Below are 25,741 nucleotides of genomic sequence, written 5' to 3' on the forward strand. Positions count from 1 at the left end.
CAAAGAACGATCAGCGTTCTTTTTCTTTTGAAAGGTGCTGTTCAATGGCTTTATCAATGAAGCCGTCTGATTCTTTGAGCAGTGCCTTCGCGTGTGTTTCGTCCGAATTCGTCTTCAGCATGACGATTGCCGTTTTGACATGGCTGCCTGCGGCCTCAAGCGTTTCTTTTGCCTTGTCGTACGGAACGCCCGTGATGCTTTGGATAATGCCGATTGCGCGTTCTTTCAATTTTTCGTTGCTGACATGAACGTCCACCATTAAATTTTCGTACACTTTGCCGCTTTTGATCATCACGGCCGTGGAAATCATGTTCAGAATCATTTTATGTGCCGTCGCCGCTTTCATTCGTGTTGACCCTGTAATCACTTCGGGGCCGACGACGACTTCAATGCTGTGATCGGCATAAGTGCTGATCAACGAGTGTTTATTGCATGTGAGCGCGACGGTTTTGGCGCCGATTGTTTTTGCGTATTTCAGCGCACCGGCCGCATACGGCGTGCGCCCGCTTGCCGCGATGGCGATCACGGTGTCTTCTGCGGTAAGCCCGATCGTTTTGAGATCGAGAGCGCCGGTTTCCTCGCTGTCTTCTATACCTTCAGCCGCTTGCAAAAAGGCGTCTGCTCCTCCGGCCATCAGACCGATGACGGTGTCGGGACTTACGCTGTATGTAGGCGGGCATTCAACTGCATCCAGTACACCGAGTCTGCCGCTTGTGCCCGCTCCCGCATAAATCAGCCTTCCGTTTCGCCGTAAGGACTGATGGGCGAATTGAACGGCAATCTGAATATCGGGCAGCACCTGCTGAACGGCTTCAGCCACTTTGAAATCCTCTTGGTTAATGATGCGGAGAATTTCCATCGTGTCTGCTTGATGGATTGAAGCAGTCTGCGGATTTCTGGTTTCTGTGGTCAATCTGTGAATGTTAAGCCGGTCTGTCATGATTGTACCCTCCCAAGTCGTTAATACTTGAAGTATATGGGCTTCTGAATAGATGTTTCAAGAAAAATCGGCAGGGATGAGATAAGTAATCAAGCGCTTTCACAAAAAATGATGCAGAATGTGCTGTTCGCCGATGGGGCCGATCGTGCGACGACCTTTATCAATAAAACCGGAAGACCGGTACAGGTTCTTTGCACGATGATTGCGATGGTTTACAGCAAGCACGATTTCATCACACCAAGGAAAGTAATTTGCGACAAAAGCGGGGAGCTGCAGCATCGCTTGTTTGGCATAACCTTTTCCCTGATGCGGCGCATGTAAGGACAGCGCACTCAGCAAAATGGCAGACACATTGTTCGAATACGGGGCAATGGTTTCTTTTGAGGTATGTAAAATGAAAAAACCGACGGGGCGGTCTTCTTTTAAAATGACTGTCGGGTAGCGATCCCGGATGACGAGAGCCTGCGGCAGGACATCTATCGGCAGAGCTGTGAACTTTTTATCTTCTTCACTCAGCACAAACCCGTTCAGCCCGTCTGCATGCTCCGGTTTATAAAAGGACAGGGCTACATCCATGATATCTACTCTCCTTTTTTATAATTGATCCAATTCATCTTCTGATAGAACACGGCAACCTGCCCGTTTTAAAAGGGCGGAAGTGATGCCGTCTCCGATTATTTTTTTTCCCGAAAAAGTGCCGTCATAGATGAAGCTGCTGCCGCAGGACGGGCTGTTTTCTTTAAGGATGACCGTTGCGGCGCCTATTTCTTTTGCGTATGCTAACGTTTTTTCCGCGCCGTCCATATATAAAGCCGTAACGTCTTCGCCTGATGCCGTTACGATTCTTGCTGTTCCGTTCAGCACGTCTTCGCCCGTACCCCCGATGATTTCCGCCGGTTCGCGGGGAGTGGTGAAGCCGCCCAAAAGTTCGGGGCAGACCATAACAGCTTTCTTTTCTTCTACGAGTCTGCGGATTTTTTCCGAAGCGGCGTGAGAGCCGTTATACCTGCATTCGATACCGCCGAGACAAGAGCTGACTAAGATCATCTGTGTCCATTCCCTTCAATATTTTGATACTTTCATCATAAATGAAATAAGAGAGGAGGGATGAGTTTTTCAGTTAAAAAACGGGTAAAAAAGTTTGAAAATAAAAAAAATAATTTTTCTCTTTACAAATAGGGTACAACCTGTATATAATAACTTTTGTCAGCTCGACGCGGACACAACGGCCCGTTGGTCAAGCGGTTAAGACACCGCCCTTTCACGGCGGTAACACGGGTTCGAATCCCGTACGGGTCATATGGAGGATTAGCTCAGCTGGGAGAGCATCTGCCTTACAAGCAGAGGGTCGGCGGTTCGAGCCCGTCATCCTCCACCATATTTGCCGGCCTAGCTCAATTGGTAGAGCAACTGACTTGTAATCAGTAGGTTGGGGGTTCAAGTCCTCTGGCCGGCACTGTTTTCCAAAAAAATACGGAGGGGTAGCGAAGTGGCTAAACGCGGCGGACTGTAAATCCGCTCCCTCAGGGTTCGGCAGTTCGAATCTGCCCCCCTCCACCATTTTTGGGCTATAGCCAAGCGGTAAGGCAACGGACTTTGACTCCGTCATGCGTTGGTTCGAATCCAGCTAGCCCAGTCTCAGACACCTTTTGCATAAAGGTGTCTTTTTTTTATCAGCATTTTGCTTCAATTTCTGATTGTTCATCAGATATACTATTTTTAAGCTGCTGTTAAGGCAGTATATTCTGTATTTTCCATCTACACCCTGCCTGAAATTTGGTAAAATAAATGTAATAAAAAAATGAAACCTTTTAAAACAATCAACGTATAGATACAGACCGGTGAAGGGCAGAGGTAAGATAAAACATGGAAAACCTGATTAAAAAAAGAATCAAGCAAGTCAAAAAAGGCGATCAAAATGCGTTTGCAGAAATCGTTGACCTTTATAAAGATAAGATTTACCAGCTTTGCTACCGCATGCTCGGCAATGTTCACGAAGCGGAAGATATTGCGCAGGAAGCTTTTATCAGAGCGTACGTCAATATCGACAGTTTCGATATCAACAGAAAGTTTTCAACGTGGCTTTACAGAATTGCGACCAACCTGACCATTGACCGCATCCGCAAGAAAAAGCCTGATTACTATCTGGACGCAGAAGTAGCGGGAGCAGAAGGGCTGACGATGTATTCGCAGATCGCCGCGGACGGGGTTCTCCCTGAAGACGCCGTATTGTCATTGGAGCTGTCGGACACAATTCAGAAAAAGATTTTAAAGCTGCCTGACAAGTACAGAACGGTTATTGTATTAAAGTATATTGACGAACTCTCTTTAATTGAAATCGGGGAGATTCTGAATATCCCTGTCGGCACCGTCAAGACAAGGATACACAGAGGCAGAGAGGCTCTTAGAAAACAATTGAGGGATCTTTAAGTGGGGTGATGAAATGAGCTGTCCTGAACAGATTGTGCAGCTTATGCATAAGCATCTTGATGGAGATATCCTTCCTGAAGATGAAAACGTATTAAAACAACATTTGCAGTCATGCGGGAATTGCAAACGGCATTTTCATGAAATGGAGAAATCCGTAGCACTCGTCCGAAGCACATCGCATGTCACGGCCCCTGCTGATTTTACTGCCAAAGTTATGGCGAATCTTCCAAAAGAGAAAAAACGCGCTTCTGTAAAACGATGGATCAAAACTCATCCGATGATTGCAGCCGCAGCGGTTTTTGTGATTTTAATGGGCGGCGGTTTTTTCAACAGCTGGCATAATGACCACAATTTCAGTGTGTCCAAACAGCCGAACCTTGTCGTGCAGAATCACACGGTCACCGTCCCTGAAGGCGAGACTGTAAAGGGCGATGTCACAGTAAAAAACGGCAAGCTGTTCATTGAAGGAAAAGTCGACGGCAATGTGACCGTCGTCAACGGAGAAAAATACATGGCCTCAGCCGGACAAGTCACCGGGCAGATTGAAGAGATTAACCAATTGTTTGACTGGGTCTGGTACGAACTGAAATCGGCGGGCCAGGGCGTCGTGAGCGCTTTGGACCCGAATGAAGATGAGTAAAGCGTATAATCGCTTTACTCTTTTTTTGTGCATCGCCGCGCTGGCTCATTTCACTTGAGAAATCAAAATGTGGTATAATGAGCACGCTATATGATGTACATATTGCTCATGCAGCACAATTCATAACAGAAAAACGAAATGACTGAATTCTTGGAGGACGAGGAAATGGCTTTTGAGGACATCCCATTTTTGCAATACCTCGGCAATGCCGTTGATATTCTCCTTGTTTGGTATGTGATATATAAATTAATCATGGTCATACGCGGGACGAAGGCGGTTCAGCTTTTAAAAGGAATCGTCGTCATCGTATTGGTCCGGATGGCCAGTTCATATTTGGGACTCAGCACGCTTCAGTGGCTGATGGACCAAGCGATAACATGGGGATTTTTAGCGATCATCATTATATTCCAGCCTGAGCTGAGACGGGCGCTTGAACAGCTCGGACGGGGCCGGTTCTTTTCCAGGAGCGGAACCCCCGTGGAGGAAGCGCAGCATAAGACAATTGAAGCGATTACAAAATCGATCAGCTACATGGCGAAACGCCGCATCGGCGCACTCATCGCGATTGAGCGCGATACGGGAATGGGCGATTATATTGAGACGGGCATCCCGCTTAATGCGCAGGTCAGCTCGGAGCTTTTGATTAATATCTTCATCCCGAATACACCGCTGCATGATGGAGCGGTCATTATGAAAAATAACGAGATTGCGGCGGCTGCCTGTTATCTGCCGCTTTCTGAAAGCCCGTTTATTTCAAAGGAGCTGGGGACGCGTCACAGAGCGGCTGTCGGCATCAGTGAAGTGACGGACAGCTTAACCATTATTGTATCTGAAGAGACGGGCGCCATCAGTGTGGCCAAAAACGGAGACCTTCACAGAGAATTGACGGAAGAAGCACTGAAAGAAATGCTTGAAGCCGAGTTTAAGAAAAACGCCAGAGATACTTCTTCTAACCGCTGGTACTGGAGGGGCAAGAAAAATGGATAAATTCTTAAACAACCGCTGGGCTGTAAAGATCATTGCATTGCTCTTTGCGCTGCTGCTTTACGTTGCGGTTAACAACAACCAGGCGCCGACTCCGAAAAAGCCGGGGGAATCCTTTTTTCCGACATCAACGACTGACGAGGCTACGCTTACTGATATTCCTGTAAAAGCATACTATGATGAAGCGAACTATGTCGTCACCGGCGTGCCCCAGACCGTAAATGTCACGATTAAAGGCTCGACAAGCGCGGTGAAAAAGGCGAGACAGACGAAGAATTTTGAGATATACGCCGATATGAATAAGCTGAAGACCGGGACTCATAAGGTCGAATTGAAGGCGAAAAACGTATCGGACGGACTGACGATCTCCATTAACCCGTCAGTCACGACGGTTACGATTCAGGAAAAAACGGCTGAGAGTTTTCCCGTGGAAGTTGAATACTACAATAAAAGCAAAATGAAAAAGGGATATACCCCTCAGCAGCCGATTATCAGCCCGAAAAACGTGCAGATTACAGGTTCGAAAAATGTGATTGATAACATTTCACTTGTCAAAGCATCCGTGAACCTAGAAAATGCAAATGAGACCATTGAAAAGGAAGTGAAGGTGACCGTCTATGACAAAGACGGCAACGCACTTCCTGTTGATGTTGAACCGTCAGTCATTAAAGTGACGGTTCCCGTAGCCAGTCCGAGCAAAAAGCTTCCTTTCAAAATCGAAAGGAAGGGAAGTCTTCCGGACGGGGTGAGCGTTGCGAGCATTGACTCGAATCCGAGTGAGGTGACGGTTTACGGTCCGCAGGATGTGCTGGATTCACTTGAATTTATTGACGGCGTATCTCTTGATTTAGGCAAAATTGATAAAGATACCGATATCAATGCCGATATCCCGCTTCCTAAGGGTGTCACCAAGGTATCACCGGAAAAAATCACGCTTCATGTTAAAGTGGACAGTGAAGACAAAAAGGATTTTGACAATGTCGGAATCAAGACGGTCGGACTGGGAGGCTCACAGCAGATTGAGTTTCTCGATCCTGAATCGCAGGCGATAAATATTACGGCCAAAGGCTCTCCCGCCAACATTAAGGCGCTGAAAAAGTCGGACATTGAACTGTATGCCAATGTCTCGGACTTGGATGACGGAGAGCACTCTGTAAAGCTAGAAGTAAACGGCCCGCAAAACGTCACATGGTCCCTGTCTAAAGACACGGTTAAGATCAAGCTGACTTCTAAGAAAAACACAAGTTCAAATAAAAATGACGGCGGCTCCGCTGATTCCGGCAATAAGAACGGCACAAGCGGAGACGCAGACAAAGACAAGAACAAGAACCGGGAAGACGATACTGACAGCGATCAGAATAAAAGTCAAAACCAGGATCAAAATCAAGACCAGGATGAAGACGGATCAAGCGCTGATTCTTCTTCAACAGAATGAAAAAGGAGCGATACAAAATGGGCAAGTATTTTGGAACAGATGGTGTAAGAGGTGTTGCCAACAGCGAGCTTACGCCAGAGCTGGCCTTTAAAGTTGGGCGTTTTGGCGGTTATGTCCTGACCAAAGATAAGCAGCGCCCGAAAGTGCTGATCGGCCGTGATACACGTATCTCCGGACATATGCTGGAGGGAGCCCTTGTCGCCGGACTTTTATCGATCGGAGCTGAAGTGATGCGCCTCGGCGTTATTTCTACGCCGGGGGTATCCTATTTAACGAAAGCCATGGATGCTGAGGCGGGCGTCATGATCTCCGCTTCTCACAACCCCGTACAGGATAACGGAATTAAATTTTTCGGAGGGGACGGCTTTAAGCTTTCTGATGAGCAGGAGGCCGAGATTGAACGTCTCATGGATGAACCGGAAGATAAGCTGCCGAGACCGACAGGCGCGGACCTCGGGCTTGTAAACGATTATTTTGAAGGCGTTCAAAAGTATCTGCAATTTTTAAAGCAGACGGCGGACGAAGATTTCACAGGCATTCATGTAGCGCTTGACTGCGCCCATGGTGCGACATCATCCATTGCGACGCACCTTTTTGCCGATCTCGATGCTGACGTGTCTACAATGGGGACGTCTCCGAACGGATTAAACATTAATGATGGCGTCGGGTCTACACACCCGGAAGCACTGAGTGCTTTCGTCAAAGAAAAAAACGCCGATATCGGCCTTGCGTTTGACGGAGACGGCGACCGCCTCATTGCTGTTGATGAAAAAGGAAACATCGTCGACGGTGATCAGATTATGTACATATGCGCGAAGTATTTGAAATCAGAGGGCCGTCTGAAGGATGATACCGTCGTATCGACTGTGATGAGCAACCTCGGTTTTTACAAAGCGCTTGAAAAAGAAGAAATCAAAAGCGTTCAAACGGCAGTCGGCGACCGCTATGTCGTAGAAGCGATGAAAAAAGACGGCTATAATGTCGGCGGCGAGCAGTCAGGGCACCTTATTTTCCTTGATTACAACACTACCGGCGACGGTCTTTTGTCCGCGATCATGCTTGTGAATACGCTGAAGGCGTCCGGCAAAACCCTTTCAGAACTTGCGGATGAAATGAAAAAATTCCCGCAGCTCTTAGTGAACGTGAAAGTGACGGATAAATATAAGGTAGAAGAAAACGCTAAGGTGAAGGCCGTTATTTCTGAAGTGGAAAAAGAAATGAACGGAGACGGCCGGATTTTAGTGCGCCCGTCAGGCACCGAACCGCTCGTCCGAGTGATGGCCGAAGCGAGAACAAAAGAGCTTTGTGACGAATATGTCACAAAAATCGTGGATGTCGTGCGGACAGAAATGGGAGCGGAGTAGCGAAGTTTATAAGCAGAGAGCGAACAAGACAAGTGCGATCAGCATAATATGATAGTAAACATGATGCCGGGGCGGCAAAAAATAATTGACCGTCCTTGGCACATGCTGTAAAATCAAGCTTGTTCAGCCTTTGTTTTTCACTTGCAGGAAAGGCGGGATTGTTTGCATCTTTTATAATTACAGCGCCCGAACTAAGCGCCCGAAAAACGGCTTAGTTGACGAGGATGGAGGTTATCGAATTTTCGGCGGATGCCTCCCGGCTGATTCATTTAGATCACAGCCGTAAGGATTTCTTCAAACCGGAGGGGCGACTCTCCGAACAAAGAGAAATCACATGATCTTCCAAAAAAACATGTGGGAGGGGACGATTGAAAGTCCCCTTGTAATTTGACTTTCTTCGTCTCCTTTTGCACCTTTAGGAGGAAGAAAATATGTGTGGAATTGTAGGTTATATCGGTCAGCTTGATGCGAAAGAGATTTTGTTAAAAGGATTAGAGAAGCTTGAGTACCGCGGTTATGACTCTGCCGGTATCGCTGTGGCGAATGAGCAGGGCGTGCATGTGTACAAAGAAAAAGGCCGCATCGCCGACCTTCGTGAAGTGGTGGATCACACGGTTGAATCTCAAGCGGGAATCGGCCATACACGCTGGGCGACTCACGGCGAACCAAGCTTCCTGAACGCTCACCCGCATCAAAGCGCACTCGGTCGCTTTACACTTGTTCACAACGGTGTGATCGAGAACTATGTTCAGCTGAAGCGCGAATATCTTGAAAACGTTGAACTGAAAAGCGACACGGACACTGAAGTAGTCGTTCAAATGATCGAGCAATTTGTGGCGGGAGGACTTAGTACAGAAGAAGCGTTCCGCAAAACACTGACTCTGTTAAAAGGCTCTTACGCAATTGCATTATTTGACGGTGAAAACACAGACACCATTTACGTTGCAAAAAACAAAAGCCCTCTGTTAATCGGCCTTGGAGATACGTTTAACGTCGTGGCATCTGACGCGATGGCTATGCTTCAAGTAACGAATGAATACGTTGAGCTTTTGGACAAAGAAATGGTGATCGTGACAAAAGACGAAGCCGTGATTAAAAACCTTGACGGTGAAGTCATGACACGTGCGTCTTATATCGCTGAGCTTGACGCCAGTGATATCGAAAAAGGCACATACCCTCACTACATGTTAAAAGAAACGGATGAGCAGCCGCTTGTTATGCGCAAAATCATCCAAACGTATCAGGACGAAAACGGCAGACTGGCCGTGGCCGGCGATGTCGCTGACGCCGTGGCGGAAGCGGACCGCATTTATATCGTGGCTTGCGGAACGAGCTACCACGCTGGTCTTGTCGGGAAACAATATATTGAAATGTGGGCAAACGTACCGGTTGAAGTGCATGTAGCGAGTGAATTCTCTTACAACATGCCGCTTCTGTCTAAGAAGCCGCTCTTTATCTTCCTTTCTCAAAGCGGAGAAACAGCGGACAGCCGCGCCGTGCTTGTTCAAGTCAAAGCGCTGGGTCACAAAGCGCTGACGATCACAAACGTTCCGGGATCAACGCTTTCCCGTGAAGCGGATTACACATTGCTTCTGCACGCAGGCCCTGAGATCGCGGTTGCATCAACAAAAGCGTATACGGCTCAGATTGCCGTGCTTGCGATCGTTGCGTCCGTTGCAGCAGAACGCAACGGCGTTGATATCGGTTTTGATTTGGTCAAAGAATTAGGTATTGCGGCAAACGCCATGGAAGCCCTCTGCGACCAGAAGGACGAAATGGAAATGATCGCACGTGAGTACCTGACTGTTTCAAGAAACGCTTTCTTCATCGGCCGCGGCCTTGACTACTTCGTATGTGTCGAAGGCGCCCTGAAGCTGAAAGAGATTTCTTACATCCAGGCGGAAGGCTTCGCCGGCGGCGAGCTGAAGCATGGAACAATCGCTCTGATTGAAGAAGGAACACCGGTATTTGCGCTGGCGACACAAGAACACGTCAACCTGAGCATCCGCGGAAACGTGAAGGAAGTCGCAGCCCGCGGCGCCAACACTTGCATCATCTCGCTGAAAGGCTTAGAAGACGCAGACGACAGATTCATCCTGCCGGAAGTCAACCCTGCGCTTGCTCCGCTGGTATCTGTTGTGCCATTGCAGCTGATCGCTTACTACGCTGCACTGCACCGCGGCTGTGACGTTGATAAACCGCGCAACCTTGCGAAGAGTGTGACTGTGGAATAAGGATTTGACAAGGAAAGAAAACAGTATGTTGTTTTAAATTCAAAGTTTGTATTGTTCCTGGAAAAAGTTGCACCGTTCTACCCCTTTAGATATACTCATCTAAAGGGGTATTTTCATGTCTAAACAGAAAACTAAGTAGAAAAATTGATTGAAAAAGGTATAGGAGCTAAAAAATACATAAACTGGAGCTAAACATTCAAGTGTTAACTACAATAAGGATGCTCATCGTTTATAATAAATTGAATAAGGAAGATAGTAGGAGCCTTCTATCTGATATAAAACAATAATTATAACATTTAACTGAATATTTAGAAAATAATATTAGCATACAAGATAATCATTAGATTATATTATCAATGAAAGGTTGCAGATGAGTTAGAAATAAACCATCATACAGTTCTTAAAACAAAAGAACACATTGTTATGATAAAGGCTTAGGGAGACGAATAAATATTGGTTAGAAGGTTGTACAAAATCAATATACTGAGAAATATCAGTTAATGTTTTTGAAGTAGTTTTAAACCCATTCGAGATCTAGGTAATATTATCATCTTTACTTAAATCAAGAGAGTTGGAGAATTCGTAAAGGATATTTAAATGAATAATATAGAAGGCTCCTCAAATCTTATAATGCCGAAAATAAAAAGAAATTAATACCCGGGAATTCAGAAAAATACAGGGAAAAAGAGGTTTGATTATTACTATGTCTAATGAAGAGGTTTTATTAAATAAAGTTTTAGATGCGAGTTCTAATACAATTTGGGATGAATTGAAAAAGATAAGAGAGTCTTCAGAAATAGAAAAAAAGACTATTAGGCGTAGATGGATATGGGAACTAATTCAAAATGCATCAGACTGTACACCTAAAGGTAAGAAAATAGATATAAAAATTGATTACTCTAATAATCAAATCATATTTAGTCATAATGGACTGCCATTTTCGTATGAAAATTTATTAGATTTAATCACACAAATCTCATCTAAGCAAAGTTCAGAAGAAAAGAAAACAGGAAAATTTGGAACAGGTTTTATGTCGACTCATTTATTATCAGAGGTTGTACGAATTGAAGGGTCGTTTAGCCAAGAAGATAGTAGGTATACAAAATTTGAGTTCATTGTTGATAGGTCAGGAGATGATTATAGCGATATTAAGAATAAAACAAAAATTATGCTAGAACAATTAGATCTTGTAAGCAGAAATCAAGAGGAATTACAAGAAGAGTATGAGGATACAAAATTCGTTTATTTAATACAGGATGATGACATAAAAGAAGCAGTAGAGGAAGGGATAGAAGATTTAAAAGAGACTATTCCTTATGTATTAACTTTTAATAAGAATATCAACTCTATTACATACAATGGTGATTGTTACAAAAAGGAGAAAGTAGAAACTTCACGTTCAAATAACAAGCTAAAAGCTGTTCAAATTAACGTTTCTGATAGTATTAAAGAGTTGCTAATATTAAATGAAAATAATGTAACTATTGGTTGTGCTATTGAACGTAAAGACAAGAAATTATATTTCTTACCAATTCCTGATGCCATGCCAAGGGTCTTTTGTGAATTTCCTCTATTAGGAACTGAAAAATTTAGTTTTCCTATAGTAGTTAATTCAGGATTATTTGAAGTAGAAAGGGACAGAAATGCTATTAGAGATAGCAATCCAGTAAATAATGAATTAATAAAGGTAGCTGTCTCTTTATACAAGGAATTAATAGATTATTGTTCAGAAAGTAAAAGGACAAGAAATGAATTTAATATTTGCATTTTAAAACCCTCTACTTCATCAAATATTCAGGCTTATAGCTATAAAGAAATTAAAGAGCATATTGAGAAGAGTCCAATTGTTCCTATCCATAATCATTTGGAAGATTTGAAACGATTAGCATTTAAGGATAATAATGGTAACGTAGCAATAGGCATACCAAAAACAAAAAAAAGCACACATAAGGACTTACTTTGGGATGTTTTATCTAATTATAACGGAGTATCGATACCAACTAAAGATACTTACTTAGGCTGGGCGGAGGTTTTTGGAGAGAATGCTGGATTCTCTTGGATAAACGATATTTTTGAAGATTCAAATATTGATAAATTAGTTGCTTGTTTGAATGATAAGACTCTATATGCAGAGTGGTTAAATGCATTTTTTTCTCTTTGGATTAAGGATGCAGGTATTGATGAAGTTGTAAAATCGGCATTTGTACCGAATCAAATTAATGAATTTGTACAGTTCGCCTGTATTTATCTTGATAAAAATATAGATCAAGAATTAAAACAGATCTTAACATTATTGGGTGAGAAAATTGAAGGACAGTTATTGAAACTAGATATTATTTCATTTGAACACTATTTCGAAGAACACCCCAAAAAAATTAAGACTAATGAAATATGCTCTGATCAAATTGAGCTCAAAGTATCAAAACTTCTCAGTGAGGAAACTATTGACAGGATAGAAAGAAATGAATCTACCCAAAAAATATTTAATAGATTAACTAATTGGTTCCTATCAAATCCTGAAAAATCAAAAAAATGGTTTGGGAATTTATATTCAAAGAGAATGATGTTATCTTCTCCAGAAGAAAATCTGAGAAGATATAGAATAGCGGAAAAAATAGAGGAAAATAACATTAAGTTTGAAGAATTAGATGAAATTATTAATAATCGAGATAAAATAATGGAGATTGTAACTAACTCTGAACTGAGTAAAGAAGATATTATCAATCAATTAAAACATGTTATTACCTCATCCGAAGAAATGAAACGCTATGTTGAGAAATTACTACATAGAAGTACAGAAAATATTTTTAAGTATTTAAGCAGACTTAAAGATTATACACTTCCGGCAACTTTAGAAGAATGGATGAATGAAAAGTATTCTGATACAGTATTTCCGGCTAAGTATAACGGAAATGATTTTAGAATCATTATTCGTCCAAGTGATTATCAAAAAATAATATTTTATTATGATGAAGAATTAGAGGCTTTAGATGATGTCAACTATCAATTATGGACGGATGATGGAGAAGTACAACGAATGGTTACTTTAGGTGATTTGCTTAAAACAACAGGTATATCTAAAATTCCATTGACTAAGTTATAAGAGAGGTACTTTTTAGTGTTTAGAACAATTAAAGATATTGAAAACAAAATAAGTACAAATAATAGACAGAATACAACATATATACACCCAATTGCGAGTCATGAAGAAATAGCAAAATTAATTGTTGCATACTCGAACAGTAACGGTGGAGATATAGTCTTTGGAATACGAGATGATGGAAAAAGATTAGAAATAAAGAATTTTCCCTTTAGATTTGGTTTGGAGAGAGTTCAAAATTTGATAGAGGGTATTATAAATATTAAAAGTGAGTACTTTACTTTAAAAGACATTAGGCTATATTATATTTCTATTAATAAAGCAGAGGAATTAGTAACAGTAAATAAAACGATTTATAAAATTGGTGATAGTGGAGTGGCTGAACAGATGAAGAACCAGAAGATATTTATTTCATATTGTTGGAATGATGTAGCGTTTGCTGATTTAATTGATAATGATTTCAAAAATATGGGGTATACTTTGACTAGAGATGTTCGAAACATTGAGTTTAAAGATAGTATTAAAGATTTCATGAAAACTATTGGGAAACACGATTTTGTTATTAGTATTATTAGTGACCAATATTTAAAATCAGTAAATTGTATGTATGAGATATCTGAAGTTATGCGTTCGCGTGAATATAAAGAGAAAATGTTATTAGTTATACTAAAAGATTCTGATAAAGAATTTGTACCTTCACTTTCAGAGATACCGACTACAATTGCAGCTAATATATATTCTTTTGAGCAAAGGATAGGATATATATCTTATTGGGAAGAGAAAGAGAAGGCATACTCGGAAATGATTCAGAAAATAACTCAAGATACAAATAAGATTGAACCTTTACAGGAGTTAAAAAGAATAAAGAGTATCACAAATAACGTCAGTGAATTTTTATCTGATATAAGTGATTGGAACAATACTAATTTAAGTGACCTAAAAGCATCTGACTATACAGCTTTTATAAAAGAAATTAACCAAAGTGTTAACTAAATGATTGCTTTGAATTTAGTTAATGCCATATACATAGTGGGAAATTGATATTTTATATCAATCTTTTTTATAAAACCAAACTCCACACAAAAATCAAACCCACGCATTTTGATCAAACTTTGTTCAAAATGTGTGGGTTTCTTCTATTATAAAATCAACGTTTGCAAAATGCTTTTAATTGAACTTTATTCGAAAGCTGCATTATTAGCCAGAGGGGTTTTTTTAATGCGGAAATGAGAAATACATACTCTTTGCGATTGTAAAGAAATCCCCTTTTATATATTGAAAAGGATTAACACCTGCTTTATAATACGAGATGCATTCCGGTTAACATCCATAAATGTAATCATTAGTAAATTGTTTTGTGCATGCCTCATCGGAAAGTAATCACCTCCAGCAATTTTCATCATGAATAGTCCATTATATAAATGTAATCAATCGATTACAATTTCACATTATGCTTAAGACTTTAAAATCCCTTTTGTATTTGTCGACTCCTGATCCATTATGAATACCTCGACTAGATATAAAAATAACAACATTTTTACAATAATCCGGTTCAATTCTTAAAAAAGTCCTGACAGCAATGATAGGAGTGGAATGATGTCAAACCTTTTAGAAATCAGAAACATCAGCAAATCTTTTGGCCATAAAGCAGTTTTAAAGGATGTTACATTCAATGTGCCTGCCGGATCAATTGTCGGTTTTATCGGTGATAACGGCGCAGGCAAGTCAACAACATTTAAAACGATATTAGGATTAATCTCTCAGGATAGAGGTAAAGTGAAAATTTTTGGTAAAGAGAATCTGGATAAACATATAAAGTTCAAAGAAGATATTGGGGTCGTATTTGATGCGATGAATCTTCCTGCGCACCTTACGATAAAGCAGCTGAATCATGTATTTAAGAAACTATTCGACGCTTGGGACCAAGATCATTTTTACCGGTTGGTTCATTCTTTCTCTTTACCTATGGACAAAAAAGTGAATACATTCTCGCGCGGTATGTCAATGAAGTTATCCGTAGCTGTTGCTTTGTCGCATAATGCAAAATTATTACTTTTGGATGAAGCAACGGGAGGGCTTGATCCCTCTTCAAGAGATGATCTGTTAAATGAATTAAAAAGCTTTGTGAGTAAAAGCAACGGCGGTATTTTACTTTCATCGCACATTATGACTGATGTCGAGAAGATAGCCAGCCATATCATTATTATGAAAGATGGCGAAATTTTATTAAATGAAGAGAAAGATAAGGTTCTTGAAAGCTATACTGTTATAGACGTTGATGAAGGCCAATTGGCTGAGCTTGACGAAGATATCGTTCTAGCAAAAAGGAAACATGGATCTTATTGGAGTGTGCTTGTATCGGATCAACAGAAATTGCCGAATGGCGTAACGGCCAACACCATTTCCATAGAAGAAATCAGCGTCTTTTTAACGAGGAGTGAAAACATTGAGAGGTCTGTTACTGACTAACTATTACCTGGTTTATCGAAGTTTCTTTGCATACACGGGGTTGGCCATATTGGTATCAGCAGTCATTTTTTATTTTGGGGATGCTTCAATGCATCGTTTTGTTGCTATGCTGATTATTTTGTTTGTCGTCATGCCCGCACTTGAGGTTATAAAGTATGAGAGCAAGTCTGGCTATGACAGGTATGTCCTGACTTTACCGGTCAGCAGAACAAATATTGTTCAAAGCCACTATTTCTTTTATCTTTTGATTGTTGTGATCGGAGCCGTACTATCTTATGGTGTTTTCTTTGTATACAGCCTGGGATCTGATGAACCGATTGACAGCATATTTAATATTGTCTCTTTTGGAACGTTCATCGTTCTCTTTGCCGGTGCAATCGTTTATCCTCTTCTCTACATGATAGGCCCGGAAAAATCCGATGCTATTGTAATTGGAGGGGCAATGGGGGGACTTTTTGCTACCTTTGGATTGCAAAGTGTCGTTGGGTATGTAGCAGAACAAATACCGCTGTCATTTTTGCACATAAATCCTTCTTTATATGTTCCGGTTATATATCTCATGATCGGCGTTATCTTATATATCATTTCATTTTTCATTGCCGCAGCTATATATCATAAAAAAGAATTTTAGCAACTGATCAAGTTATAACAGGATAAGACATGGCACGGGCTCATAAATTCACTTTAACTCCAAGCAGACAGCCGCCCGCCCAATGGGCGGCTGTTCTTCTAATTAAAACTGCGTTGTCACATCGTACTCATAATCAATCTTCAATTTTACATTTTTCATAGTCGATTTTGCTGTTGCAAGTGTGTTGTATTTAAAATTCCAGATGCTTGCCGCTGAGAGGTTATCATCCAGTGTAATACCGTAATTCCCTTGTGTGGAGCTGTTTGCAAGTGCACGGTGCCACACTTTATTTTCTTCCGACATGATGTAGTGGCTTGTATTTCCTTGGCTTGGTGTTTGGGTTGCGGTGGTGTTGATTCTTTTCACTGTGGCGTCTCTTGGAATGCTTGTCTGTTTGGTTAAGTCGAGTCTAAGAACAGTTGAATCTGATCCATTCGGACTGAGGCTTGTGTTCCCTTTATTTTCAGCTGTACCGCTGAATGAGAAGGTCTCACTGCCGGATTTGATTCGGTCGTAAATAGAGAGTGTAAAGTACATATCGTCAGTGTAGGAGCCGCGGGACACTTTCACGTAGAACGTCTCGTTATTTTCTTTCGCATCTGTATTCGCATAGATAAAAGGTAGCGCCGTATCAGGATTTATCACTTCTGTGCCTTTACTGATCAGTACTTTATTTTTATTATAAATTTCAATGTCCATTCCCTTGTATTCACTTCTTGTTGAACTCCTGACATAAAGTCTTTCTCCCTTATTTGCCGTGAAAGTGAAATACGAATCTTTTTCCCCTTTTGGCAATATGGCAGTATCAATATTTTTATATTTCCAGTAGCCTACTGGATTGGCAGTTTCAAATGAATGATTTCCTGTAATGGCGCTTATTTGTGATGAGTTCTTTTGAGACGCAGAGGCTGAGGCTGAAGGTGCAAACAATACGCCTGATAATAAGATTGCACTGACAAATAGTATAGATATATACTTTTTCATGGAAAATTCCTCCTTTTTGACTACATCATACATAAAAACCCTCATGATGTAAACATTTGTTATTTTAGGTTAAAATCAACTGGGAAACAGCCGATACAAACACTAGAACATCATCTCAAGCGGAGGTTAAAAACATGCGCCTAAACGCTCGTTATATAAAAAATCAAGTAATGGCTCAGCAAGTGCTTCAGCGGTATTCTTCCAAAACAAATGTGAAAGATGCGGCAAAAGGGCCGGACAGCTTATTGATTCAGGCAGGCGGGACCCGCGATCTGAGCCAGGTGAATTATTCAAGGAGCGGTGTCACTGAGAAAGGGAGCAGCCTGTCCCGTTTATATCAATCTGCAAATCAGAAAACGATTACGGATAATGGGAAAGAGACGGTAATAGACGCTAATAATCCGTATGAGTCTGAGAGTGATATTGCGAGCAAGATTCTTGATGAGAAATACAGCCGTATCAATGAAATCAATAAACGAAAACCAGATCCTTTGCATTATATTAAGGATAAATACCAGCGTGCCGATTCACCTTATTTCAGAAGTGATTTATCAGAATCGGAGCGTCAGGCCGCTTATCATAATGAAACGGAATGGCTGTTTAAGGGGAAAGCCCAAAGCTATGATTTCCGTGATGCGGCGTTTCGGGGTGAAACGCTCAGCGGAGAGATTGAGGGAGAAAATGAAAAGGTGTTTCAGCGCGGGCAGGTCAATCAGCAGATAGATATGCTTTTTCATCGGAATCATATTCAGATTCCGGAGGGTGCGAATCTTACATTTACGATATCACCGATTGATTATCTGTTAAAAGTGAGCGGGACTGACGATAAAGATCTCACTCAGCAGATTGAAGCCGTCTTAAACTCCGGGGAAAACAGCAAAGAGCTGTTTGCGCACATCATTCGCAGCCGGAGTGATGACTCCTCGCAGTTTACGCCGGAAACATATGAGAAATATCAAGTCGTTCGGGAAATGTATGAGGTGACCGGCTATCATCTGAAAGACTTGCAGATCGTGGACGGAAAGTACGTCACAGAAGACGGACGCGACCTTTTAGACGTCTATAAGGAAGCGCTGCAGCACGATCCTTTGCTGAAACATACGGCGGCAGAAGCGGCCGCCCATTACGGACAGGGGCTCACGAAGCTTGCGAGAACGGGTTATGATGCAATTCCTGATTTGGTTCTGTCCATTGAGTATAAAAACGGATCTCTGCGTGATGTCGGCCAAAGCAGGCAATACGGATCTGGGGATACAGATTGGCTTTCTGAATGGAAACGGGAGCTGGGTGTGCGTATATAAATTGAGAAAAAAGCTGACAAATGATGCCGTCAGCTTTTCTTTATGCGTTTACTTAAAACTCCTCATACTCCGCCGGGTCTTGGCCGTTTATGCGTCCGTCGGGGCGGGTAAGCGAGTCGATAATGCTCATGTCGTTTTCATCAAGGGAGAAATCAAAAACGGAGATGTTTTCAAGCTGGCGCTCGGGCGATGCTGATTTTGGAATCGGGATGGCGCCCAGCTGGATATGCCAGCGTAAAATGACTTGGGAAATGGTTTTGCCGTATTTGTCCGCAATCCGTCCGAGTTTTTGATCGTTCAATACTTCGCCGGCGCGGGATAACGGACTCCATGATTCTGTCACGATGCCCTGTTCTTCGTGCCATTGGCGCTGCTGCTGCTGATTAAAAGCGGGATGCAGTTCTATTTGGTTGATGCCTGGCTTTACGCCGGTTTCACGTTCGAGCCGTTCGATATGCTCAGGCAGGAAATTGCAGACGCCGATGGATCGGATCAGACCCCATTTTTTCGCATCAATCAGTGCCTGCCATGCTTCCGTGTAGCGGTCTTGTTTCGGATTCGGCCAATGGACGAGATACAGGTCATAGTAGTCCAGACCGGCGCGGTATAAAGATTCTTGGATGGTTTGTACAGCTTTGTCATAGTCATGGTAGCGCCCGGGCAGCTTGGACGTCACGTATAGCTGTTCTCTCGGAACAGAGCTTCTCTTGATGGCTTCTCCGACCGATCCTTCATTTTCATAGTTATAAGCGGTGTCAATCAGACGGTAGCCGATATCAATGGCGCTGGTAATGGCATGAACGCCGTTGTTTCCGTTAAGAGCGTATGTACCGAAGCCGATCGCGGGAATGCTTGTCCCATCCAGCAGTTTCTTTTGCGGAATTGCTCCAGTCATCATTAAATCCCTCCTTGTTTTCTACTTTACCATTATTCTTACAAATGAAACATAATAATGGAAGGAAATGAGATGATCCGCACATGAAAAAAGCTGACGGAGAACCGTCAGCTTTAAATTTGAAACATCCATGCTACGACGGGGCCGAAGACCGACCCTAACACGGCGCAGAGCGTCATGGAAACAGAGCTCATGGAGACCGTTAATTCTCCGTACTCCATTGCTTTTGAGGTGCCGAGCGCATGGGAAGCGCTCCCGAATGCAATTCCTTTCCCGAGTGAGCTGCGAATGCGGATCCACTTGAGAAGCAGCGGTCCTAAGATAACGCCGGAAAACCCTGCGATCATGACGAACACGACTGTCATGGAAGGGACACCGCCGATACCGGACGCAATCTGTATGGCGACAGGCGTCGTAATTGATTTTGGGATAATTGACAAAATCAAACTCCGGCTGATGCCGAACAGCTCTGCAAATAGCAGGCCGCTGACCATTCCGGAGAATAAACCGGCCAACACGCCGCCGATGATCGGAAACATATACTTGATTAACACCCGGCGCTGCTTATAAAGCGGGTATGCCAAAGCCACCACGGCGGGGCCGAGCAGTGAATTGATCCATTGTCCGCCGATCATATAGTCTTTATACGAAATATGAAAAACAAGCAGCACGGCGATAATGAAAATCGTAGTCGTCAAAACCGGTATGAGAAAGGGATATGGAAAGCGCACATATAATTTCACCATAGCCAGATAGGCGGCGGCCGTGAACAAAATTATAAGGATTGCGATACATGCTTGCTGCACTTCTTTTTCTCCTTTCTCTGATTGGCTTTGTGCTCTAACAGCTGGCTGGCGTACCCTGCGGCGATCATTGTGACGATGGTGCTCAGCACGATGATCAGAAACAGAGCAGCCCCGCTGGCGGAAAACAGTGACGGGTAATTGATGACGCCCGTCATGGCCGGAATGAATAACAGCGGAAGAAAAGACAGCAAAAATCCGGCTCCGTCTTCAATCATTTTGACGGGAATGATCTTAACCGATAAACATATGATCAGCAGGATCAAACCGATGATACTTCCGGGAATGGGCAGGTGAAAGAACTGCTGAACGGCTCCCCCGATAAAGGAAAATGCGAATAAAATAATGATTTGCAAGATGATGCGTATGACTTTCACGACAATGCTGTTCTTTGGAGAAGAGCAGCTTCCCCCTTTCTTGATGCTTCGATATGTTTCTTTACTTTTTGCGCATATATTTGTACTATACAAATATATGTATGCAAAATCTTTCTATAAGTTTTCTGAGTAAATGTGCATATGTTTGTATTATACAACTAATATTGCTGTTGTCAATTGTAAGGAGTGAGGCTGTTTGTCAAAACAAGATCCGATTGAATTAATTGAATATGAGCTCACCACTTTTATCAGGAGAGCTGTTTATCTTGATAACTCCGACCGTAAAATCGGACATCTGGAAAGGGCTGCGTATTTGTTATTACGGCAGCTGGATGAATTCGGACCGGCGCGTGTAAAGGAATTAGCCGAATCTTTTAAGCTGGATATTTCCACATTGTCACGCCAGGCCGCGGCCTTGGAGTCGAAAGAGCTGATCCAGCGTTTTTCCGATCCTTCTGACGGGCGGGTCAGTCTGTTTGCGATTACGAAGCTTGGCAAACAGAGGTTAAAAACTGATAAAAAGATGCGTCTTGATCGATACCGACATATGCTTGACGATTGGTCAGGCGATGAAAAAGAAAAGTTCGGCCGGCTTTTGCTGCGGCTGAATGAGGCATTTATCGATTAATGCATGATTTTTGCCGGGTTAAGCAGGATTATGGCGTATACAAGGGAGAATGGAAGAGAGTAAGACTTTACGCCATTCTGCTTAGCAAAAATAATATTGAATAGGGGGCGGAACATGTTTCTCCAGGGACATCCTGTTTCTCGGAGGCTGCGGCATTTATTATCTCAATATTCATAATTCAACAAAAATGAAAGCGCTTTATTTTTAGTTTGTTGGTTTAGGGTGCAAGGTGTTTACCTGAAAAAAACAATTGTATTTTCCACGGAAATTTATTATGATGGAATAAGGAAATTGGAGATTATATAACAATAGAAAGATAGAATATTTCTAATATTGCGGGAAATGAAGAGTGAGTTAGGTTCAACAGGTGCACCTTCTGCTTCATTATTTCACATATATCAGAGCTGTTAAGAGGAGGAAGCGAAGTGGCAAACAAAGAATTAAAGAGAGGCTTAGGCGCGCGTCATATACAGATGATTGCGCTGGGCGGCACGATCGGTGTCGGTTTATTCATGGGATCATCCAGCACGATCGGATGGACCGGGCCGTCTGTCCTGCTGGCTTATGCGATCTCGGGTATCTTTATCTTTTTTATCATGCGTGCGATGGGCGAAATGCTCTATGTAGAGCCGAGTACAGGGTCGTTTGCGACATTCGGCCATAAGTATATACATCCGTTAGCCGGCTATATGACGGCGTGGAGCAACTGGTTTCAATGGGTGATCGTCGGGATGTCTGAAATTATCGCCGTCGGTTCGTATATGAAATATTGGTTTCCTGATCTGCCGGCATGGATTCCCGGCATTATCGCCATGGCCATTCTCGGTGCGGCGAATTTAATTTCGGTAAAATCTTTCGGTGAGTTTGAATTTTGGTTTGCCATGATCAAAATCGTCACCATTATTCTGATGATTGTGGCCGGAATCGGAATTATTTTCTTCGGTTTCGGTAACGGAGGGCATGCGATCGGATTATCTAATTTATGGTCGCACGGCGGTTTCTTTACGAATGGTTTTTCAGGATTTTTCTTTGCCTTGTCTTTGGTCGTTGCGGCCTATCAAGGGGTCGAACTGATCGGGATTACGGCAGGGGAAGCGAAGGACCCGCAAAAAACGCTGCGAAGCGCGATTCAGAGTATTATTTGGCGGATTTTAATTTTCTACATCGGTGCGATTTTCGTAATCGTTACCGTATATCCGTGGAATGAGCTTCACTCACTCGGCAGTCCGTTTGTTTCGACATTTGCGAAAGTCGGGATTACGGCGGCGGCCGGTTTGATTAACTTTGTTGTGATTACCGCTGCGATGTCCGGATGCAACAGCGGGATATTCAGTGCGGGACGCATGCTTTATACATTGGGCGTGAACGGACAGGCCCCGAAATTCTTTAAGAAAGTTTCTTCGAGCGGTGTGCCGATATTCGGTACGTTTGCCGTATTAATCGGACTTGTGATCGGTGTCGTGCTGAACTACATCGCGCCTCCGAAAATTTTTGTCTATGTGTACAGCGCGAGTGTGCTGCCGGGAATGATTCCGTGGTTCGTCATTTTAATCAGCCATCTCGGTTTCAGAAGAGCGAAGGGCGCTGAGCTTGATAAGCATCCGTTTAAAATGCCTTTTGCGCCGTTTACAAACTATTTGACGATCGCTTTCTTACTCATGGTATTGATCGGCATGTGGTTTAACAAAGATACGCGGATTTCGTTGGTTGTCGGGGTGATTTTCCTGGCGATTGTGACGGTCAGCTATTATGCGTTCGGTATCGGCAAGCGCATGCCTGGTGAAAAATCGAAAATAGAAGACGCTGTATAATTCAAAAAGACACCTCTCTTACAGGGGTGTCTTTTTCGGCTTGTCCGCGAGTGGTATACTGATTAAAAAAAGCAGAACCGGGGGAAACATCGATGAGTCATTACCGTACGTTATTATTTGATATAGACAATACGCTGCTGGATTTTACCGCTTCAGAAACCGATGCTCTTCAAAAATTGTTTCAAGGTTCAAAGCTGGAGCTGACGGCAGAGGTGGAAGCCCGTTATAAAGCGTTAAATCATGGGCTGTGGAAGGCGTTTGAAGAGGGGGAAATGACCCGCGATGAAGTGGTGAATACACGGTTTGCCCTTTTGTTTAAAGAATACGGCCTCGAAGCCGACGGCGTGCTGATGAATCAGGCGTACCGCCAATACTTAGAAAAAGGGCACCAGATGATAGACGGGGCTTATGAGCTGATTGAACGGCTGAGTCCTTTATTTGATTTATACATCGTGACGAACGGCGTCTCAAGATCACAATATAAGCGGCTGGGCGACTCCGGTCTGTATCCGTTCTTTAAAGATGTGTTTGTATCTGAGGACACGGGTTTTCAAAAGCCGATGAAGGAATACTTTGATTACGTGTTTGCGAGAATTCCCGGTTTTTCTGCCGAGGGCGGACTTATTATCGGCGATTCACTGAGCGCGGACATAAAAGGCGGTCAGATGGCGGGAATGGATACGTGCTGGTTTAATCCCGGAAAGAAAGCAAATGAGTCCGGAATCATCCCGACGTACGAGATTCATTCGCTTGATGAGCTGTATGATGTGCTGAACGTGGAGCGGAAAGCCGCCGCTCATTTGTAAGGAGAATACGATGAAGATTGCACATACGAAGTTACTGATCAGGGGTTTTGCATTACTATCAATCTTTCATGCGATTCTTCAGCTTCCTCCCGGCCGGGGGGAGCTGAAGGTTTTTTTGTCTGTGCTCGTGATTATGCTGACGGCTAATGACTGCCTGCGGCCGCTGTATATGAAGAGAAGGCCGGCTGTATATCAAGGCTCTTTTCTCCTGAGCAGCGTTATCGCGGGAGTTCTTTTGTACAATGTCTATAGTGTGGGGACACAGGCCGTAATGGTGCTTTTATTGGCGGAGGTGCTTATTACTGATAAGCAGATTTCGGCTGTTTTGTTAACGATGAATGCCGCCGCATTTGCCGCAGCTTTATACGCCGGCGGAGCGGGTGTCAGTGATATCGTGCCGCCATACTTCATCATGTTTGCGGTGATTTATTTATATCGGAAAAACCTGCAGGAGAAGTCGAAGGTTGAATTGCTGAACCGAGAGCTGAAGATCGCTAATGACACACTGAAGGAATATTCAGACCGGATTGAGGAACTGGCCGTTACGAAAGAAAGAACAAGAATTGCGCAGGAGCTGCATGATTCTCTCGGTCATTATCTGGCTGCTCTGAAAATGAATTTGGAATTTGCCGGGAAGACAGCCGGGCATCAGCCGGACAAAGTGAAGCAGATCATTCATAAGGCGCATGATCTTACGAAAGAATCCATTTTAAAGCTTCGCCAGGCCGTTATGCTGCTGCAGGGCTCTTTGCCGGGGCGGGGATTTGAGCAAGAGCTCCGTGACATTTTCAGCCATTTTCAAGAGGCGGGAGGCATACGCTTCGAGCTGGAGATGGACGCGGCCATAGAAGCGGAACAGCCGGATGTGAAGCATTGTCTTTATCAATCCGTTCAGGAAACGATTACGAATGCGATAAAACATGGACATGCTTCATATGTTTCTGTCCGGATTCAAAAAAACCGAAACATGATATTGGCGCATATTCATAATAACGGCTCAGCCTGCGGAACGATCATAAAATCAAATGGTCTGAAAGGAATTGAGAAAAGAGCGGCCGCACTTGGCGGAGAGGCTGTTTTCTCGTCCGGGAAGGAAACGGGTTTTGACGTGAAAATAAGGATTCCATGCAAGGAGGAATAATCAAGTGAATGTCATGATTGCAGACGACCAGTCCATTGTGAGAGAGGGGCTGAAAATGATTCTGAGTCTTCATGAAGGAATTCAAATATCGGGAGAGGCTTCTTGCGGCGAAGAGGTTCTCCGGCTGCTTTCTCAAACTGAAACCGATGTGATTTTGATGGATATCAGAATGCCCGGTATGGACGGAATCGAAACGACAAAAGCGGTAAAAGCGCGATATCCGTCCGTAAAAGTCATCATTCTGACAACGTTTGAAGATGATCACTATATTTTTGCCGGGCTGAAAAGCGGAGCCGACGGCTATCTCTTGAAGGATGCTGATTCGGATGAAATGATCGACTCCCTTCAAGCCGTTTATGAAGGGAAGATGATGCTGAATCCCAAAATCACGGTTTCCGTCGTAAAAGCGCTGAACAATATGGAGATCCCTGCGGTGCAGAAAGAGCCGCGGACAAAGCTGAAGGAGATTCTCACGCCGAGAGAGCTTGATGTGGCGAAACACATTATGGAAGGCAAAAGCAATAAACGCATTGCCGCAGACTTATTTCTGACTGAAGGCACTGTGAAAAACTATGTATCCAGAATCCTCGATAAACTTGAAGTGTCAAACAGAACCGAGCTTACCTTATATTTGCAAAAATTGCTATAACCCCGCTTCACCCTCCTCTCTCCCTTTTTATCACTAAACATATGACGAAAGTAATACCCATATCGAGTACGAAAGTGAATAGAAAACAAGGATTGCCGAGAGTAGAATAAGTGCAGACA

General features: G+C 43.1%; 23 protein-coding genes and 5 tRNA genes. 21 read left to right on the top strand and 7 right to left on the bottom strand.

Annotated features, from left to right (window positions below):
- Positions 1 to 10 precede the first annotated feature (10 nt).
- The 3 genes from murQ to OTK50_RS18190 all read right to left on the bottom strand — a co-directional run bounded on the left by murQ (position 11) and on the right by OTK50_RS18190 (position 1,987).
- Entirely contained in the window at positions 11 to 940 is a 930-nt protein-coding gene (murQ, locus tag OTK50_RS18180; RefSeq protein ID WP_224181510.1) for an N-acetylmuramic acid 6-phosphate etherase, read from the bottom strand.
- A 99-nt stretch (positions 941 to 1,039) separates the two neighbouring features.
- Positions 1,040 to 1,516, bottom strand: coding sequence for a GNAT family N-acetyltransferase (locus OTK50_RS18185; RefSeq protein ID WP_007609070.1), 477 nt, complete (start codon positions 1,514 to 1,516; stop codon positions 1,040 to 1,042).
- 18 nt (positions 1,517 to 1,534) lie between these two features.
- Positions 1,535 to 1,987 (bottom strand): DUF523 domain-containing protein, encoded by a 453-nt coding sequence (locus OTK50_RS18190; RefSeq protein WP_007408014.1) that lies wholly within the window; start codon positions 1,985 to 1,987, stop codon positions 1,535 to 1,537.
- Positions 1,988 to 2,167: 180 nt separating this feature from the next.
- On the opposite strand from OTK50_RS18190, the gene OTK50_RS18195 reads away from it, so the two are divergent.
- The 15 genes from OTK50_RS18195 to OTK50_RS18265 all read left to right on the top strand — a co-directional run bounded on the left by OTK50_RS18195 (position 2,168) and on the right by OTK50_RS18265 (position 16,227).
- A tRNA-Glu gene (locus OTK50_RS18195) sits at positions 2,168 to 2,239 on the top strand.
- A 3-nt stretch (positions 2,240 to 2,242) separates the two neighbouring features.
- A tRNA-Val gene (locus OTK50_RS18200) sits at positions 2,243 to 2,318 on the top strand.
- Between the two features lie 5 nt (positions 2,319 to 2,323).
- A tRNA-Thr gene (locus tag OTK50_RS18205) sits at positions 2,324 to 2,396 on the top strand.
- Between the two features lie 19 nt (positions 2,397 to 2,415).
- Positions 2,416 to 2,500: transfer RNA gene (locus OTK50_RS18210), tRNA-Tyr, on the top strand.
- Positions 2,501 to 2,504: 4 nt separating this feature from the next.
- Positions 2,505 to 2,576: transfer RNA gene (locus OTK50_RS18215), tRNA-Gln, on the top strand.
- 230 nt (positions 2,577 to 2,806) lie between these two features.
- Positions 2,807 to 3,370, top strand: coding sequence for an RNA polymerase sigma factor SigW (sigW, locus tag OTK50_RS18220; protein WP_003156766.1), 564 nt, complete (start codon positions 2,807 to 2,809; stop codon positions 3,368 to 3,370).
- Between the two features lie 13 nt (positions 3,371 to 3,383).
- Positions 3,384 to 4,010, top strand: a complete 627-nt coding sequence (gene rsiW / locus OTK50_RS18225) for an anti-sigma-W factor RsiW (protein ID WP_003156765.1) — start codon at positions 3,384 to 3,386, stop codon at positions 4,008 to 4,010.
- 165 nt (positions 4,011 to 4,175) lie between these two features.
- Positions 4,176 to 4,997: a diadenylate cyclase CdaA gene (gene cdaA / locus OTK50_RS18230; protein WP_003156763.1), complete on the top strand. Its 822-nt coding sequence runs from the start codon at positions 4,176 to 4,178 to the stop codon at positions 4,995 to 4,997.
- Complete coding sequence (locus OTK50_RS18235) at positions 4,990 to 6,429, top strand: YbbR-like domain-containing protein (RefSeq protein ID WP_015239058.1); 1,440 nt, start codon at positions 4,990 to 4,992, stop codon at positions 6,427 to 6,429. The genes cdaA and OTK50_RS18235 overlap by 8 nt, the downstream gene beginning before the upstream one ends.
- Before the next feature lie 17 nt (positions 6,430 to 6,446).
- On the top strand, positions 6,447 to 7,793 hold the full coding sequence (gene glmM / locus OTK50_RS18240) for a phosphoglucosamine mutase (protein WP_007408011.1): 1,347 nt from the start codon (positions 6,447 to 6,449) through the stop codon (positions 7,791 to 7,793).
- 431 nt (positions 7,794 to 8,224) lie between these two features.
- Positions 8,225 to 10,027, top strand: coding sequence for a glutamine--fructose-6-phosphate transaminase (isomerizing) (gene glmS, locus OTK50_RS18245; RefSeq protein WP_007609074.1), 1,803 nt, complete (start codon positions 8,225 to 8,227; stop codon positions 10,025 to 10,027).
- A 691-nt stretch (positions 10,028 to 10,718) separates the two neighbouring features.
- Positions 10,719 to 13,130, top strand: coding sequence for an ATP-binding protein (locus OTK50_RS18250; RefSeq protein WP_132106656.1), 2,412 nt, complete (start codon positions 10,719 to 10,721; stop codon positions 13,128 to 13,130).
- 15 nt (positions 13,131 to 13,145) lie between these two features.
- Positions 13,146 to 14,120, top strand: coding sequence for a TIR domain-containing protein (locus OTK50_RS18255; RefSeq protein ID WP_025650151.1), 975 nt, complete (start codon positions 13,146 to 13,148; stop codon positions 14,118 to 14,120).
- A gap of 603 nt (positions 14,121 to 14,723) precedes the next feature.
- Positions 14,724 to 15,596, top strand: a complete 873-nt coding sequence (locus OTK50_RS18260; protein ID WP_025650152.1) for an ABC transporter ATP-binding protein — start codon at positions 14,724 to 14,726, stop codon at positions 15,594 to 15,596.
- Positions 15,574 to 16,227, top strand: coding sequence for an ABC-2 transporter permease (locus tag OTK50_RS18265; protein ID WP_025650153.1), 654 nt, complete (start codon positions 15,574 to 15,576; stop codon positions 16,225 to 16,227). Before OTK50_RS18260 ends, OTK50_RS18265 begins: the two co-directional genes overlap by 23 nt.
- A 102-nt stretch (positions 16,228 to 16,329) precedes the next feature.
- Here the strand turns inward: OTK50_RS18265 and OTK50_RS18270 are convergent, their stop codons facing one another.
- Positions 16,330 to 17,211: a hypothetical protein gene (locus tag OTK50_RS18270; RefSeq protein ID WP_041481998.1), complete on the bottom strand. Its 882-nt coding sequence runs from the start codon at positions 17,209 to 17,211 to the stop codon at positions 16,330 to 16,332.
- A gap of 134 nt (positions 17,212 to 17,345) precedes the next feature.
- On the opposite strand from OTK50_RS18270, the gene OTK50_RS18275 reads away from it, so the two are divergent.
- Entirely contained in the window at positions 17,346 to 18,512 is a 1,167-nt protein-coding gene (locus tag OTK50_RS18275; RefSeq protein WP_094031450.1) for a DUF4885 family protein, read from the top strand.
- Between the two features lie 52 nt (positions 18,513 to 18,564).
- On the opposite strand, the gene OTK50_RS18280 is transcribed toward OTK50_RS18275, so the two are convergent.
- From OTK50_RS18280 to OTK50_RS18290, 3 genes are all read right to left on the bottom strand, one after another.
- The gene (locus tag OTK50_RS18280) at positions 18,565 to 19,410 is read right to left on the bottom strand and encodes an aldo/keto reductase (RefSeq protein ID WP_079891478.1); all 846 of its coding nucleotides are present in this window, start codon (positions 19,408 to 19,410) and stop codon (positions 18,565 to 18,567) included.
- Positions 19,411 to 19,520: 110 nt separating this feature from the next.
- Positions 19,521 to 20,213, bottom strand: a complete 693-nt coding sequence (locus tag OTK50_RS18285) for an LrgB family protein (protein WP_007408978.1) — start codon at positions 20,211 to 20,213, stop codon at positions 19,521 to 19,523.
- Positions 20,183 to 20,587, bottom strand: a complete 405-nt coding sequence (locus tag OTK50_RS18290; RefSeq protein WP_003156751.1) for a CidA/LrgA family holin-like protein — start codon at positions 20,585 to 20,587, stop codon at positions 20,183 to 20,185. Before OTK50_RS18290 ends, OTK50_RS18285 begins: the two co-directional genes overlap by 31 nt.
- A gap of 196 nt (positions 20,588 to 20,783) precedes the next feature.
- On the opposite strand from OTK50_RS18290, the gene OTK50_RS18295 reads away from it, so the two are divergent.
- The 5 genes from OTK50_RS18295 (at position 20,784) to OTK50_RS18315 (ending at position 25,622) form a co-directional block, all read left to right on the top strand.
- Positions 20,784 to 21,215 carry a MarR family winged helix-turn-helix transcriptional regulator gene (locus OTK50_RS18295; RefSeq protein WP_071181501.1) on the top strand — a complete coding sequence of 144 codons (432 nt, stop codon included), beginning with the start codon at positions 20,784 to 20,786 and terminating at the stop codon, positions 21,213 to 21,215.
- A 425-nt stretch (positions 21,216 to 21,640) separates the two neighbouring features.
- Entirely contained in the window at positions 21,641 to 23,026 is a 1,386-nt protein-coding gene (locus OTK50_RS18300) for an amino acid permease (RefSeq protein ID WP_015416703.1), read from the top strand.
- 92 nt (positions 23,027 to 23,118) lie between these two features.
- A complete protein-coding gene (locus tag OTK50_RS18305) occupies positions 23,119 to 23,832 on the top strand; it encodes a YjjG family noncanonical pyrimidine nucleotidase (protein WP_094031451.1) in 714 nt (237 codons plus the stop codon).
- Between the two features lie 10 nt (positions 23,833 to 23,842).
- On the top strand, positions 23,843 to 24,973 hold the full coding sequence (locus tag OTK50_RS18310; RefSeq protein ID WP_094031452.1) for a sensor histidine kinase: 1,131 nt from the start codon (positions 23,843 to 23,845) through the stop codon (positions 24,971 to 24,973).
- Between the two features lie 4 nt (positions 24,974 to 24,977).
- Positions 24,978 to 25,622, top strand: a complete 645-nt coding sequence (locus tag OTK50_RS18315) for a response regulator (protein ID WP_025284154.1) — start codon at positions 24,978 to 24,980, stop codon at positions 25,620 to 25,622.
- Positions 25,623 to 25,741: the final 119 nt, after the last annotated feature.

The organism is Bacillus sp. NEAU-CP5, from assembly GCF_026420705.1.
GTDB lineage: Bacteria > Bacillota > Bacilli > Bacillales > Bacillaceae > Bacillus > Bacillus velezensis.

Bases quoted from the DNA above. Each gene is read 5' to 3' on its own strand.
- glmS (WP_007609074.1), top strand. From the start codon at position 8,225: ATGTGTGGAATTGTAGGTTATATCGGTCAGCTTGATGCGAAAGAGATT.
- OTK50_RS18280 (WP_079891478.1), bottom strand. From the start codon at position 19,410: ATGATGACTGGAGCAATTCCGCAAAAGAAACTGCTGGATGGGACAAGC.
- OTK50_RS18275 (WP_094031450.1), top strand. From the start codon at position 17,346: ATGCGCCTAAACGCTCGTTATATAAAAAATCAAGTAATGGCTCAGCAA.
- OTK50_RS18305 (WP_094031451.1), top strand. From the start codon at position 23,119: ATGAGTCATTACCGTACGTTATTATTTGATATAGACAATACGCTGCTG.
- rsiW (WP_003156765.1), top strand. From the start codon at position 3,384: ATGAGCTGTCCTGAACAGATTGTGCAGCTTATGCATAAGCATCTTGAT.
- OTK50_RS18190 (WP_007408014.1), bottom strand. From the start codon at position 1,987: ATGATCTTAGTCAGCTCTTGTCTCGGCGGTATCGAATGCAGGTATAAC.
- OTK50_RS18260 (WP_025650152.1), top strand. From the start codon at position 14,724: ATGTCAAACCTTTTAGAAATCAGAAACATCAGCAAATCTTTTGGCCAT.
- murQ (WP_224181510.1), bottom strand. From the start codon at position 940: ATGACAGACCGGCTTAACATTCACAGATTGACCACAGAAACCAGAAAT.
- OTK50_RS18310 (WP_094031452.1), top strand. From the start codon at position 23,843: ATGAAGATTGCACATACGAAGTTACTGATCAGGGGTTTTGCATTACTA.
- cdaA (WP_003156763.1), top strand. From the start codon at position 4,176: ATGGCTTTTGAGGACATCCCATTTTTGCAATACCTCGGCAATGCCGTT.
- sigW (WP_003156766.1), top strand. From the start codon at position 2,807: ATGGAAAACCTGATTAAAAAAAGAATCAAGCAAGTCAAAAAAGGCGAT.
- OTK50_RS18185 (WP_007609070.1), bottom strand. From the start codon at position 1,516: ATGGATGTAGCCCTGTCCTTTTATAAACCGGAGCATGCAGACGGGCTG.
- OTK50_RS18235 (WP_015239058.1), top strand. From the start codon at position 4,990: ATGGATAAATTCTTAAACAACCGCTGGGCTGTAAAGATCATTGCATTG.
- OTK50_RS18270 (WP_041481998.1), bottom strand. From the start codon at position 17,211: ATGAAAAAGTATATATCTATACTATTTGTCAGTGCAATCTTATTATCA.
- glmM (WP_007408011.1), top strand. From the start codon at position 6,447: ATGGGCAAGTATTTTGGAACAGATGGTGTAAGAGGTGTTGCCAACAGC.